The 14,354-nt window shown below is 42.1% G+C and carries 14 protein-coding genes; 12 read left to right on the top strand and 2 right to left on the bottom strand.

Translation table 11 applies throughout. The features are described from left to right. Positions 1 to 251, top strand: a 251-nt coding sequence (locus CA600_RS28955) for an IS3 family transposase (RefSeq protein ID WP_143812226.1), incomplete at its 5' end; no start/stop codon positions are given. 68 nt (positions 252 to 319) lie between these two features. Here CA600_RS28955 and CA600_RS28950 read toward each other — a convergent pair. Beyond that, on the bottom strand, positions 320 to 1,315 hold the full coding sequence (locus CA600_RS28950; protein ID WP_094874568.1) for an acrylyl-CoA reductase family protein: 996 nt from the start codon (positions 1,313 to 1,315) through the stop codon (positions 320 to 322). Between the two features lie 224 nt (positions 1,316 to 1,539). On the opposite strand from CA600_RS28950, the gene CA600_RS28945 reads away from it, so the two are divergent. From CA600_RS28945 to CA600_RS28920, 6 genes are all read left to right on the top strand, one after another. Continuing rightward, positions 1,540 to 2,040: a GNAT family N-acetyltransferase gene (locus CA600_RS28945; RefSeq protein ID WP_094874567.1), complete on the top strand. Its 501-nt coding sequence runs from the start codon at positions 1,540 to 1,542 to the stop codon at positions 2,038 to 2,040. A gap of 84 nt (positions 2,041 to 2,124) precedes the next feature. Next, positions 2,125 to 3,543, top strand: a complete 1,419-nt coding sequence (locus tag CA600_RS28940; RefSeq protein WP_076298432.1) for an NAD-dependent malic enzyme — start codon at positions 2,125 to 2,127, stop codon at positions 3,541 to 3,543. 255 nt (positions 3,544 to 3,798) lie between these two features. Next, on the top strand, positions 3,799 to 5,028 hold the full coding sequence (locus tag CA600_RS28935; protein WP_094874566.1) for a sensor histidine kinase: 1,230 nt from the start codon (positions 3,799 to 3,801) through the stop codon (positions 5,026 to 5,028). Continuing rightward, positions 5,021 to 5,467, top strand: a complete 447-nt coding sequence (locus CA600_RS28930; protein WP_094874565.1) for a hypothetical protein — start codon at positions 5,021 to 5,023, stop codon at positions 5,465 to 5,467. Before CA600_RS28935 ends, CA600_RS28930 begins: the two co-directional genes overlap by 8 nt. Before the next feature lie 52 nt (positions 5,468 to 5,519). Next, complete coding sequence (locus CA600_RS28925) at positions 5,520 to 5,963, top strand: GNAT family N-acetyltransferase (protein ID WP_094874564.1); 444 nt, start codon at positions 5,520 to 5,522, stop codon at positions 5,961 to 5,963. 14 nt (positions 5,964 to 5,977) lie between these two features. Then, on the top strand, positions 5,978 to 6,448 hold the full coding sequence (locus CA600_RS28920; protein ID WP_094874563.1) for a DinB family protein: 471 nt from the start codon (positions 5,978 to 5,980) through the stop codon (positions 6,446 to 6,448). Between the two features lie 28 nt (positions 6,449 to 6,476). On the opposite strand, the gene CA600_RS28915 is transcribed toward CA600_RS28920, so the two are convergent. Then, positions 6,477 to 8,171, bottom strand: coding sequence for an ABC transporter substrate-binding protein (locus tag CA600_RS28915; protein WP_094874562.1), 1,695 nt, complete (start codon positions 8,169 to 8,171; stop codon positions 6,477 to 6,479). A gap of 111 nt (positions 8,172 to 8,282) precedes the next feature. Here CA600_RS28915 and CA600_RS28910 point away from each other — a divergent pair, with 111 nt between their 5' ends. The 5 genes from CA600_RS28910 to CA600_RS28890 form a co-directional block, all read left to right on the top strand. Then, positions 8,283 to 9,794 carry a DUF4153 domain-containing protein gene (locus tag CA600_RS28910; protein WP_094874561.1) on the top strand — a complete coding sequence of 504 codons (1,512 nt, stop codon included), beginning with the start codon at positions 8,283 to 8,285 and terminating at the stop codon, positions 9,792 to 9,794. Between the two features lie 24 nt (positions 9,795 to 9,818). Next, on the top strand, positions 9,819 to 10,343 hold the full coding sequence (locus CA600_RS28905; RefSeq protein ID WP_094874560.1) for a hypothetical protein: 525 nt from the start codon (positions 9,819 to 9,821) through the stop codon (positions 10,341 to 10,343). Positions 10,344 to 10,440: 97 nt separating this feature from the next. Next, positions 10,441 to 11,139, top strand: coding sequence for a Crp/Fnr family transcriptional regulator (locus CA600_RS28900; protein ID WP_094874559.1), 699 nt, complete (start codon positions 10,441 to 10,443; stop codon positions 11,137 to 11,139). A gap of 161 nt (positions 11,140 to 11,300) precedes the next feature. Continuing rightward, positions 11,301 to 12,995: a methyl-accepting chemotaxis protein gene (locus CA600_RS28895; RefSeq protein WP_094874558.1), complete on the top strand. Its 1,695-nt coding sequence runs from the start codon at positions 11,301 to 11,303 to the stop codon at positions 12,993 to 12,995. A 366-nt stretch (positions 12,996 to 13,361) separates the two neighbouring features. Further along, on the top strand, positions 13,362 to 14,354 hold a 993-nt coding region (locus CA600_RS28890), incomplete at its 3' end, for a galactose-binding domain-containing protein (RefSeq protein WP_143812225.1).

Raw genomic sequence — 14,354 nt, 5'->3', positions numbered from 1 at the left:
ACCACGACATGCTGCCAAAGGTTGGCGCCCGAATCAGCATGTCTCGCCGAGGCAATTGTTATGACAACGCCTCTATGGAGAGCTTCTTCTCGCATCTCAAAACGGAAGGACTCTATCCTTATGATATCCGAAATATGGATGAGGCACAAAGGAAAATTGAAGATTACATTCGATTTTATAACCAACATCGGCCACAACGAAAACTAAATAAGCTGCCCCCGGTTCAGTACCGGAAGCAGCTTATTGGCTAGGGCTTTTTTTCAGTGTCTATAAAATGGGGTCTTGACTAAAATCTCCCGGGAGGTTTTCTTGCTAGGGCTTAAGATAAACGGACAAGCACTCTGCCTCGTGTGTTTCCTTGCACAATATCTTCCAATGCTTGTGGCAGTTCATTCAAGGTTACTTCACGATCTACAAGGTTCTCAAGCTGTGCAGGCTTCAAATCAGTCGCCATCCGTGTCCACACCTTTTCGCGTAGCTCAGCAGGACACTCTACGGAATCAATACCGAGCAGGTTAACCCCCCGAAGAATAAAGGGAAGGACGGTAGTTGGAACAGAAGTGCCACCGGTCAGGCCGCTTGCAGCAACAGAACCTCTGTAGGAGATTTTACTCAAAATCGACGCAAGTGAGTTTCCGCCAACGGAATCTACAGCACCTTGCCATAGTTGCTTCTCTAATGGTTTGCTAGATCCGCCTGTAACATCTTCGCGTGAAATGACTTCTTCCGCGCCAAGAGTTTTCAAATATTCGTTAGCTTCTTTATTACCAGTGCTGGCCACTACGCTATAGCCTTTTGTGCTAAGCATAGCGATAGCCGATCCACCCACACCACCGGTCGCTCCCGTTACCAGTACTTTGCCTTTGTCTGGTGCTAAGTCATTGTCTTCCAGAGCTTGAATGGACAAGGCTGCAGTTAGTCCAGCTGTACCATAAATCATAGCTTCTCTTAGTGTAAGTCCTACCGGAATTGGGGTGATCCAAGCAGCAGGAATTCGTGTATATTCGCTAAATCCTCCAAAATGAGATACACCCATACCATACCCTGTTGCAATGACTTGCTGTCCTTCATGGAACCGATCGTCTGTGGAAGAGACCACAATACCGGATAAGTCGATGCCTGGAATAAAAGGGTAGGATCTTACAATTTTCCCGTTAGGGATACTGGCTAATCCGTCTTTATAGTTCACACTGGAGTATGCAACCTTTATTAAGACTTCTCCAGCGGGTAAATCGTCTAAGGTAACTGGATTAACAGCGACGGAGAACGATGAATCTGTTTTGTCGACAACCAAGGCTTGAAATGATTCTGTCATAAGTGTAAGCTCCTTCAACTACGTTATAGGTGAGGCATTTATATAATATTTATTCTGCCCAATTAACTTGTCATTGTCTATGATATAACGCAAGTGAGACTCCGTGAAGGACTTTTTAAATGTGTATTGCAACATTATAATCAAACTCTCCATGTTATTTGTGCAGTGGACATGTTAAGTTCAGACTGCTGATACATAACTTGTTTTTGAGGGAGAATTGTTGAATGTCTATTATAAAATTAATTCGTGAACATGAGATCGAGCCGTACTTGGATCTCTTAGCAGAGGTTGAACATATCCATCTGGATAGAAACAATCGTAACCATGAGCAGTGGTTGAGACGTCGCATACAATCACATTTTCAGCGAGGGGCGTTGTTTTATGCCTATCATGAGAATGCACAATGCGATGCTTTTGGTATTGTTGCCGTTCTGCATGAGGAGGCACCGATTGGTATTCCCGCGCTTGGCGCAAGAGCTGAAGTTTTAGACATTGGAGTAAGTAAAGAACATCGTAGAAAAGGAATAGGAGGTATTTTACTTCAGCATGTAGAAAAGGTTGTTAAGAGTAGAGGAGCTTACTGTTTACTTATGCTGACCTATGCAGAAGATTTTGATGTGATTGCTTTTTACGGTAAAAATGGCTTTGTGCCCGTTGCTACGATCCCTGATGTATTTGGTCCTGGTGCCGAAGGAAATACTATATTAAGAAAAATACTAAGGTGATCTATTCAATAGGAAGAAAGTTTGTTTAAATGGTATAGTATAGTGTATTTGAAATCTTAGGGTTGAAGAAAGAGAGGCTAATTCATGGCTATTGCAACAACGATGATTGTCAGGCTCGAAATTCGGAAATCGGTTGCTTCTTTTGGTGATGTTGCTTCAGGAATTGCCACTGCAGGCGGAGATATCGTCGCTATTGACGTGATTCGTGCAGGTAAGGATGTAACAACTCGAGATATAACAATAAACGTGCAAGATGCCTCGAATGGAGAAATGATGTCTATACTATCGAAGATGCCAGGAGTCAAAGTAATTAATGTATCAGATCGAACTTTTCTTGCTCATCTTGGCGGAAAAATTGAAATCACACCAAAAATGCCTATCAAAAATCGGGAGGATTTATCGCTGGTGTATACTCCGGGAGTTGCCCGAGTGTGTACGGCGATTGCCGAAGATCCAAACAAAGCCTATTCGTTGACGATGAAGCGGAATACTGTAGCCGTTGTTACAGACGGAACGGCTGTACTTGGACTAGGAGATATCGGACCGGAGGCGGCTATGCCTGTTATGGAAGGTAAGGCTATGCTGTTTAAGCAATTGGCGAACATCGATGCTTTTCCACTCTGCTTAAATACTAAAGATTCAGATGAAATCATTAATATCGTTAAAGCAGTATCTCCTGGATTTGGGGGTATCAACTTAGAAGATATCAGTTCTCCGCGTTGTTTCGAGATTGAACGTCGGCTTGCCGAAGAGCTGGATATTCCGGTATTTCATGATGATCAGCACGGTACATCTGTTGTAGTTTTGGCAGGTCTTTTGAATGCGCTTAAAGTAGTAAATAAATCTATCGAAGATGTTAGAATTGTCGTTGTGGGTATAGGTGCGGCTGGTGTGTCCATCTGTAATATGCTTCTGGCGGCAGGTGCTCGCAAAATCTACGCGGTAGATCGTGAAGGTGTTCTTAGAAAAGATCTTCAGTATGATAATCAGGAATGGCGGAAGCTTGCTGATGCAACTAACCCGGAAGGTATTGAAGGTGGACTGACGGAGGTTATGCAGGGAGCAGATGTCTTTATTGGGGTGTCGCGTGGCGGGATTCTATCGGTCGATCATCTCAAGAGTATGGCCAGCGATAACATTGTGTTTGCAATGGCTAATCCGACACCGGAGATTGAACCAGAATTGGCCGAGCCTTTTGTTCGCGTATTAGCGACAGGTAGAAGTGACTATCCGAATCAGATCAACAATGTGCTGTGTTTTCCGGGGATCTTCCGTGGCGCCCTGGATTGCAGAGCAAAAACAGTGAACCTTGAAATGAAGCTAGCCGCGGCAAAAGCGATTGCTTCAGTCGTTCATCCGGATGAGGTTAATGAGCAATACGTAATTCCAAGTATTTTTAACGAAAAAGTGGTAGAGTTAGTGCGTCTGGCAGTGATCCATGCAGCTATTGCAACGGATGTAGCCCGCCGGATCCCTAAGGATATTGATAAGGATATGGAATAAAAGCGATACTATAAATGGACTGCTTTGCTTAGTGAGAGAGCAGTCTATTTTTTATAGATTGACACATAACTGAGAGGTTGTGGCGTATCATAATTAGGGCTAAAAGTATTTATTCCCATTTTAGTAAAGTGGCTGATATAATTACAATAATGTATGAGATGTAGAAAGGGCATCCAATTGGGTGCCCTTAAATTTTGCCTCTAGAGAGGGTAGTATTTAAAAAAAGGGTTAAATTAATATAGAAGTGGTGAATTCATGAAAGAGTTTTACAGTCAGGTGAATCGAAAAATCTATTACATTGTAATGTTATTAAACATTACCCTTATGATATCTGGATTAATACTGTCTACAACAGAGTTGAATGGAATTAATTTTGGATACATTGTACATTTTTTGTGCGTGATGATTCTATCCATTAGTTTATGGATCTATCCTAAGTATGAGACATATACTTTTAGAAAGATCATCATTCTTTTTGGATTTGCTTACTTCTATACGCTTTTCTTTTTATATCCACAAACTTGGACCACCTATATTTTGATTTGCCTTATTCCTGCACTTTCTATTCTATTTTTCGATTTAAAATTGTTTTACTTTTCCTTTATTATAAATGGAATATTGATGGTAATTACTTTTAGTTATGTCATTTTTATTGACAAAGGTGAATTATATACTTATTTACATCATGACATTATTGGCAACATTATAAATATAATAGCTGTTCAAGCATTATTATTTTTCATTTTCCATTTATCATTTAAACGGATGAAAAAGCAGCAACTGTATTATGAACAATTACAGCAATCCGAGCGGTTAAAGATGGTAGGACAATTAACAGCTGCTGTTGCACATGAAATTCGAAATCCAATAACCGTGGTTAGAGGTTTTTTGCAATTGTTCAAAGAGGACGATTCATTTGATGGTTCTAAAAAAAGTAAATTCAACTTAATGATTGATGAATTAAACACAGTAGAACAGATTATCTCTCAATTTCTAACCCTATCCAAACCAAATGGAGATCAAAGACTAGAGAAAGTAGATGTGAAGGATGTCCTTCAAAGTGTTACGGGTCTGCTTCATTCCTATGCCATGTTATCTGATAACCAAATCGATATAAAGGTAGAGGAAGGCTGTTATATTTCCATTAATAAAATTGAGTTTAAGCAGTTGCTCATTAATATTATAAAAAATGCGCTGGAAGCCTCGGATGTAGGGAAATCAGTCTCCGTCATAGCAAATAGAAATAATAATTTTATCGAGATCATGATCACAGATGAAGGTAGTGGGATGTCCGAGGCTGAGGTTAAGTCGCTGGGCACACCTTTTTATTCCTTAAAAAGTAATGGAACCGGTTTAGGATTAATGATTTGCTTTAATATTGTAGAAAAATATGGCGGGGAAATTTATTATAATAGCTCTAAAGGTAAGGGGACAACCGTTACGATTCGCTTTTTATCAGAACCGGGAGGGATCTTTAATGATTAAGAAGCTATCCGCACTGATGCTGTCTGGAATAATCATAGTTCTTCTTGCTGCCTGCAATACAACTACCTATAAGCATAATTATACCTTCTCAGGTGAAGGAGACGTTTGGTCGGCAGAATATGTTCAAAAGGCGACTGAGAAGTTCATCGATAAAAAGGGCGTAAGGTCAGAGTATGAAACCTGGTTTGATTCAACCTTCGAGCTTAAGTATAAAGGTGAACTTACCGATCTCGATAAGATCAGTTCTTTTAAATATAGCTTCAAGGGAACATCAGGTGGAGGAAGTAAAACCTTAGAAGATGTTAAGGGAGTAAGAAAAAGTGAGTTGAAGTCCGAAAGAGCTGGAAGTGGGGCGTTTGAACACGAGGACTCGATTATTAGGGTTGTTGTAGAGTGGGATGGGCAGAAGGATGAATTTGAACTGAAGGTTCGTAAATAGTGGAGCATATATGAAAAAATTTCTTGAATTAAAGAAAGCAGGTTGAACATTCATGGTCGTTATTAAAGAAATAGAAGTGGAGTCTCTTCATGAACTTGGTGATTTATATCAGGAGCTGATGGATCAACCATCGGATCATAACAAATTCGAAGAAGTATTTAAAGTGATTAAGGCAGATCATCGATACATATTGTTGGGCGCTTTTGTGGATGGGGAGTTGATGGGGTCTGTGATGGGGATTCTCTGTCATGACCTAATAGGGGATTGTAAACCGTTTATGGTGATTGAAAATGTGGTCGTTTCCTCGCGGGCTCGTCGTCAAGGTGTTGGTAAAAAATTGATGATCGCCATTGAAGAAATGGCCCGTGGGAAAGATTGTTTCTATATCATTTTAGTTTCTGGAGAGAAGCGTAAGGAAGCGCATATTTTTTATGAGTCGTTAGGATATAGAGATGAGAAGGTGGAAGGTTACCGGAAACATCTAAGCTCTCATTAAAAGGAGGTCTTGATTTGCAAACATTCTTTAAATATAACTGGATGGTTCGTGAACAATGGTACGAGTGGTGTGAGAGTATTTCTGAGGAAGAGCTACTTGGGGCACGTACGGGTGGCGTAGGCAGCATATTGAAGACTCTCTTTCACATTGTTGATGTAGAGTGGAGCTGGATTCAAGTATTGCAAGGTAAACCGGATTTTCAGGAGGAATTCGAGCATTACAAGTCTTTGCAGCAGGTAAGAGAACTGGATGCGAAATTTCGGGCCGATGTAGAACCCTTTGTACTTTCTTGGCATGCGGGCTTGCAGCAAAATATTTTTGAGGATCATTTGGCGGAAGGCCGGGTCGTGACTGATACTTGGGGTGAAGTGATGCGTCATGTGATCGCTCATGAGATTCATCATGTCGGACAGTTGTCCGTCTGGGCAAGAGAAATCGGGAGGGAGCCAATTTCTGCTAATTTGATTGGAAAAGGGCTCCGATGATTCGGGAATTAAAGGAATATGGCGTATATCATGTAGTGCTGCCGCTGGAGAGCAGCGGCGGGAACCATACATGTCGAAGATCAACCCAGCCCTGACTATTAAAGCTTACGCCTCGGACAGAGGGGAGATAAGCAGTTTGGGTGGGTTTTTCATACAAGATGTGTAGATGATGCTCCTCAAGAAGACGGTTCTCGATAATCCTAAAGCTCTCAGATCTAGCTTCAGGATTGGGTTCTCTTGCAATGGTATAGAGCCAGCCTTCAATATCTGCACGGGTATGTGGTTCTATATGTTGAGAGAGCGTGAGGTATAAATCAAATAAACGAAGCTGTTCATCCTCATCACGAAATAAAGAGAAAACAATCAGGTCAGATTCCAGCCGAACCGGGCCTTTAAACTCTTCTGGAGACACGGAAACAACCGTACAGGGATAACCTTGATGCTCTAGTTTAGTAGCAATACAATCAGCATCGTTAGCATATTGCGGAATGGTAGTTATTTGCAAGGTGACCTCATGGTCTTCCATCGACTTATGCGATACAGACACTGAATCATCTTTTAAACAGGATACGATCTTTGCCCGAAGAAGGGGGTCGCTAAGCGGTCCTTTTTTTTGCGTGTTGCAGGTAACAAATTTACGAATGTAGGACTCTGAATGAATCCGGCTCCAAGAAGAAGAATTGGTGGATGAAGGATTCTGAATCACATGAAAAGCTGAGCTAGTATCGGAGGAACCAGACTCAGTATCCCACGGAACATACATTATTTCGACTCGATCTAAATGAGCTCGTCCTTGAAAGTAATAAGGAAAAACCTCCAGTACACAAGTGTCCTCATTCATGTCCACAACCTTAAATGGTCCTGTCCCCACCGGTCTACGGCCAAAACTAGGTTCGTCCATGCCTTCTAAATCACGCGGAACAATTGCCGCTCTACTCGTACACAAGAAAGGGAGAAATAGCTCATTGGGCTGTTTAAGCGTAATTTGAACGGTGGATGGATTTAGCGCGGTAACTTGCTGGATTTCTTTGAAAATATAACTATAGAGTGTCCGCTTTGAGGTTTGCATCAGCCGTCCCAAGGAATAGACTACATCTTTTGCAGTCAGTACTTTTCCATGATGGAACAACACTTCTTTGCGTAGAAAAAAAGTCCAAATCGTACGGCTCTCATCCACTTCCCAGGCATGAGCAAGACTTGGTACAATCTTATCCCGCTCTCCGCTGCGTCTCACTAATCCGTCGAAGACATGACTGGAAACAAAGGACTCTGCCAATAGATTCATATGAAGCGGGTCGAAGGTATGTAGCTGCTGGGTGATGGGAAGCCGCAAGGTATCAATCTGTTTGTCACTACGGATTTCGGAATGATGACCAAAATAGGTCAGCAGCCAACCTTGTAAGGTATCCTGCAGCGAGGAAGAGCTGGCATGGGTTTTGATGCCTTCAATGGCTTTGTGAACATCTTTACGGCTGATGGCCTGCATCATAGATTGAAGTGCAATTTCTTCAGAAGGGACAAGGAACTGTAACAAAGAACGACTTCCGCGCCCACGCTTTGGTATCCATTGCACCCATTCGAGCTGTATCATTTTATTTACAATGTGCATGGCATTACGATGTGTACATCCGAAGGTCAATGCTAGTTCATCCATCGTAACTGAGATTTCTGTCGCTCCCCCAAACTGAGAGTGTAGTTTTAAATATTGGCTATGCAGCTTCATGGTTTAGATCCCTTCGTAAAATAGGAAATTATTAAAAAATTCTTTCTCTTTTTTTTCTTATTTTATCATTTAAAATAAGGATAAGAAAGTAAAAATATGGGGGTGTTTACCATGACCGATGAAACGGAGCTTAAGCCTAAGCCTAATCTTAATCGATCACTTGCCGCTTTAATTGTTGCCTTCTTTCTGGCGATTGTTCATCAGTTGTTGTTCTATGGAAATTTGCCGGGTGTTTCTTATCCTATCTTTGTGTGTCTATTTTATGCGTATATGCTTTATTACGCTAAGGCTAAGCTGCGTAAACTCACTAAAATAAGTTACTTCTGGTTCGGAGCGATTTTCCTACTCTCGTTGACCTATGTGTTATTTCATAATCTATTCTACTTTGGGCTCAACCTTTTAGTAATTCCAGTGCTCATTTTATTACATATGACTTATTTACTAAGTGATAAACGCCCCTCTTGGAGTCAGTTCAAAATACTTTGGGATACGCTCGAGCATTTGCTTCCACAGAATTTTCGTCACTGGGGTACGGTGTTCAAGGACATTAAAAGTAACAGTGATAGTAAGGTGAAGGATGAACGCAAGCAAGTGCTGGGGAAAGTGTTCACAGGACTTGCGATCTCTTTACCGATATTGCTTGTTGTGATTACCCTGCTGGCCTCGGCCGATGGTGTGTTTCATCATGTGCTCATTTGGCTGCCAAATATGCTGGATCGAATTTCATTTGGTGAAATTATTGTGCGGACGCTGTGGATACTGCTGTTGGGTATGGTTTTTTTCGGTTTAGTGTGGGGTTTTGTGGACTCGAAGATCTATGACTGGAATGTGCAGCCAAAGGAGTATGGTCCTGCGCTGGCACCTGTCGCCTTTAAGATTGATCCAGTAATTATGACGACAATTCTTATAGCTATTAACACGGTATATGTACTGTTCGTAATCGTCCAATTTTCTTACTTGTTTGGAGCTTGGGAAGGGATGGTGCCAGAGGGGAGTTCCTATGCTGATTACGCTCGCAGTGGATTTTTCGAACTAATGATGGTGACCACGATTAATTTTGTGATTTTATTACTGGCTGTGGGATCGGAAGAAAAGCGGGGCGGGCTGCTCCAAAAAGTCATTAATATTCTGCTGTATATCTTGGTCGGCTGTTCCACAGTCATGTTGTATTCCGCTTTTAGTAGATTAACGCTGTATGAAGAGGCGTATGGTTATACTACGATTCGATTCCTGGTTCATGCATTTATGATTTTTATGGGATTGCTGTTGATTCTTGCCGCTGTGCGGATAGCCGTTCCACGTTTGCCGCTGGCTAAATGTTATATTGTGCTAGGTCTGGCCTCTTATGTGGTAATGAACTATATCGGGATGGATGCCATTATTGCTAATAAGAATATGGAGCGTTATGAGGTAAGTGGTAAGCTGGACGCAGATTATTTGGTCGGTCTATCACCGGAGGTCATCCCTTCTCTGATTAAGTTCAGCCGGAAGGAAGACGGGATGCTGGATCAATTTTTGAAAAACGAATGGTGGAACGGAGCACAACGAGAGCGCAATTGGCAGTCTTTTAATTTTCCAGAATATCGGGCACAGCGCGAGCTGGAGAAATATTTTGCACAGTAAAGGTTAGAAAAAGGTGTGAGGACAATGAGGAAGAAGCCATTTAGTAAAGGTTGGTCATTTATTATCATTTTTATTGTGGTAGGTTTAAGTTATGGGATTTATCATATCTATTTATATAATGCACCAAGGCAAAGTCATTACTCTCGTGTATCCAGCAGTAATCTAGAACAGGAGCGACTGGGAGATATTCAGCTGCTTCAGAGCCTCGAATCACTCAAGCAGGTGCCTAAACCACGTGATGACATTGAACGGTATCAATATTATAATTTGGATAACAAGACAACAGTAGCTACTGCGCGTGGTGATCACCAAATCATTCTAATCAGCGTCTATTCCGATCAGAAGATGAGCACTAGCAGAGGGATTCATGTGGGATCTTCTGCTGATGCTGTGATTGAAGCTTACGGCTCTTCTTATTATAAAAGAGGGGAACAAGGGGCTGATATTATCGGGTATGTGGATAAAATCAATTATCGGAGTTTAGAATTTTGGTTACAAGATCACAAAGTGAATATGATCCGATATAGTGTGGACTCTGTTGTGATGTGAGGTGTTTTAGGATATCTCTTTAAAAAGGACATATGTCCTTTTTTTGTGGGGTATTCTAAATTACACTTATTTGAGCAAACACTTGAGGGGGCACAACATGCAGACGATAAATGACCGTGAGGCAGTCCGTGCCTTGGCAGTGAAGAACGGTCTGGATGGAATATTTAGTCCGCTAGTAACTTACAAAATGGAATTGAGACGTTATACGGATGAAGAAAAGCTATGTTTGGTTGGAGATCAATTGGATGGAATGTTCATATTAGTCGAGGGCAAGCTCAAAATTCAGACGCTGCTGCCAAACGGCAAGTCTATGCTGGTGCGGTTTACAAATCCTATATCAGTCATAGGGGATGTGGAGCTGCTTCATCGCTTTCCTGTTAAGAATCAAGTGGAGTCTGTGGGTGAGAGCTTGATTCTTTTTGCGGGGAGAAGATTACTGCTGAGAGAGCTTGAGGAAAATACAGCGTTGCTCCGTTTTCTAGTAGGAGAACTTAGTCATAAATTGCATACGCTCGGCCAAGCCTCCGCACTTAACCTGTTGTATCCGGTGGAGAATCGCTTTGCCAGTTATTTGATGTCTTTATTCGCTGATAAAAACGGAGACCGACGAGTGGAGGAGATTAGAACCTCCAGCCTTATAGAAACAGCAGAACTGCTTGGTACAAGCTATCGGCATTTGAATCGAATCGTACGTCGTTTTATTGATGAAGGAATTATTACAAGAAATCGAGGACGCCTAAGTGTGCTTGATGAATCCAAGCTCGCTGAGCTGGCAAATGGAAATTTATACGAATAAAAAAAGATCTCTGAAGACCATTAGTTCCTGCCTGGGCCGGAAGTAGGGGTCTTTTTGTTTTTTTTAAGCAAATATTCAGTTCAAATTCAGAGTGCCTTAAGAAAATGATAGTAGGATAAAAGTACCAAGTAGATATACATACATAGAGATGAGGAAATACGATGACCAGAAGTATTCGTGGAAAAATAGTCCTAGGCTTTGCTGCGGTAATTGTAGTCTTTTTAGTCGCTATAGCCGGAAACACTTTGTTTCAAGGTAAGGTTACCTTACTGACAGATCAGGTCAATCATAACTGGGACAAGCTGTCATTAGTTCAAGACTTAACGGATAAGATTCGTACAGCAGACGAACTGGGTGCCCGTTATGTGATGAGCAACACAGAGGAGGAACGAAAGTCCTATTTGTCTCAGTATGAAAAAATGCTTCCATTGATTGAGAATGCGATTACAGCGCTGGAGAGTGCGAAATTAAGCGAAGCTGAACTAACAGGTGTAACAGAACTAAAGACTAAATGGAATGATTATTTACTAGTATTGAAGGAAGCGTTTGCCTTAGCCAAGGAGGGTAATTTCCCTGAAGCGCAGAAGAAGTTCACGAATCTATCTCTAGATGCTATGGTCGAATCTCAGATTGTGTTTCAGAATATGCTCATGGAGGAAATTCAGAATGGGCAGAGTCAAGCAGATTCGCATCGCAACAACGCCTTGATTACTAGCCTGGGTGTGACCGGTTTGTCAGTCATTCTCGCCGTCATCCTTGCCCTCTTAATCTCTGGGAGAATTATTAAACCGCTTCGTGATGTGAACACACAGCTGAAGGAGATTGCCGATGGGGATGCCGATCTTACTCGTAAGCTGAGCGTCCGTTCTAAGGATGAGATTGGTGAGCTGGCTTCTAATTTTAATAAAATGACAGATAATCTGAGCACGATGATTGAACAGGTCAAGCTATCAGCCAATCGTTTAGCAGATTCCTCTTCTAAGCTTACTTCAGATAGTGGAGTGACGGCAGGTGCTACAGAACGAATATCGGATATTATGGGTGAAGTGGCCTCGGGAACCGCTAAACAGATGAATGATTTACAGACTAATACGATTACAATCTCGGAAATATCGCTAGGAATCGGACAAATTGCTGCCAGCGTGCAGGATATATCCGAAGCCTCCCATCGTTCCGCAGCGTTTGCCATCGCTGGAGATGAATCCATTCAGGCTGCAGGACAGCAGATGGAATCGATTAATTGTTCCATTCAGTCCTTATCCCAGCAAGTCCAAGGCTTTGTGAATCGATCTCAGCAGATCAGCACTATTGTAGGCGTCATAAAAGGAATCGCATCGCAGACGAATATGCTGGCCTTAAACGCGACCATTGAGGCGGCGCGCGCTGGTGAGCAGGGTAGAGGTTTCGCTGTAGTTGCTGACCAGGTTCGAAAGCTTGCGGAGCAATCCGCAGAATCCGCCAATCAAATTGCAGAAATGGCGAGTGGGATTCAAAGTGAAGCAGATGATGCCATGAAAGTCATGAGGAGCAGTATGAGTGAAGTAAAGGGAGGTACGGAAATTATTGAGGAAGCGGGTCGTTCCTTTAGTGAGATTCGCGTATCTATAGATTCACTAGCTGAACAGGTTCAGGACGTATCTGGTGCGGTGGAGGAGATTACGGCGGCATCGGATGAGATCGTGGAATCGATTCGCAGCGTCACGCAGATCTCAGAAACAACTGCAGCGAGTACACAGCATGTATCAGCAGCCTCGCAAGAGCAAATGGCTTCGGTCGAACAAATTGCTTCTTCAGCAAATAATTTAAGTACGATGGCGCGTGGACTGCAGGGTTTGGTAGCTAGATTTAATGTATAACACGAAGCTTCAGAGAGCTAAGGGATTTCATCCCCGCTGTTTTCTCTGAGGCTTTTGTTTTGTTGAACGTAATATCCCACATAGAAAGCATAGAAATCGCCATCGACGGATATCTACCTATAACTTATATTATTACCATTATTAGTTAGTTATGGTCAATCACTTGATACATCTCAGAGACTTGTTAAAGTGAGAGTCAAGGATACAGGAGGATGACTGGCAGCTAATAATAGAGAGTGATTGTTAAGTTTCGTCGGAACACTATCAGATCAGTTTTAGGAGGCGAATGTCTATAACAATACTATTTTGAAAGCGTATTCTTAATAGCTGCATAGCTTCACAAAATCTTTGGGAGGTGGTTCTCTAATGATAGCAGCTTCTAAAAAAATTATGGGTAAGTCAGCAGTGATGTATTTTTTAATTGTCATTTTATTTGTAGGTCAATTAGCGTTATATCCCTCGGTGAGTTTAGCGGCGGGGAATTTAGCCCAAGGGAAGACGATTACTTCAAGCTCATTTGGTGATGTATACGTAGCAGCTAATGCTAATGATGGAAACCAAGGAACGTATTGGGAAAGTGCAAGCAACGCATTCCCGCAATGGATTAAAGTGGACTTAGGTGACGTAAACAGCGTCAATCAGGTCGTTCTAAAACTACCGACGAACTGGGAAGCAAGAACCCAAACCTTGTCGGTGCAAGGGAGCTCAGATGACTCAACGTACACTACCTTAGCTACCTCAGCCAATTATACATTTAATCCTGAAAGCGGATCTAATACTGTAACCATTAACTTTACGGCTGCAAGCGCCAGATATGTTAAATTGGAGTTCACCGCAAATACAGGATGGTCAGCAGCCCAGTTATCGGAATTTGAGATTTATGGCAGCACTACAACACTTCCAACGACAGGATATGAAGCAGAAAACGCCTCTTTATCCGGGGGAGCAAAAGTTAATACAGACCATACTGGTTATACCGGAACCGGTTTTGTAGATGGTTATCTAGCGCAAGGAGCGACGACTGCATTTAGTGTCAATGTGGTCTCTGCTGGAAACTATGATGCTGCATTGAAATATGCAAATGCTTCAGGCAGCACAAAAACAATTAGCATTTATGTAAATGGGACGAAAATAAAGCAAATTTCGCTTATTAATCTAGCCAACTGGAACACATGGTCCACAAAGATTGAAACGCTGGCCTTGAATGCTGGCGCTAACACAATTACTTATAAATATGATGCTGGTGATACTGGAAATGTGAATCTGGACAACCTGATCCTTACTCCATCTTCAGCACCGACAGCAGCCCCAACAACAGCACCGACACCGACACCAACACCAACACCAACACCAACACCG

The organism is Paenibacillus sp. VTT E-133280 (genome assembly GCF_002264385.1).
Classification (GTDB): Bacteria; Bacillota; Bacilli; order Paenibacillales; family Paenibacillaceae; genus Paenibacillus_AQ; species Paenibacillus_AQ nitricinens.
Note: the sequence above shows the minus strand (reverse complement) of the source record. Positions and strands in the feature narration are given on the sequence as shown.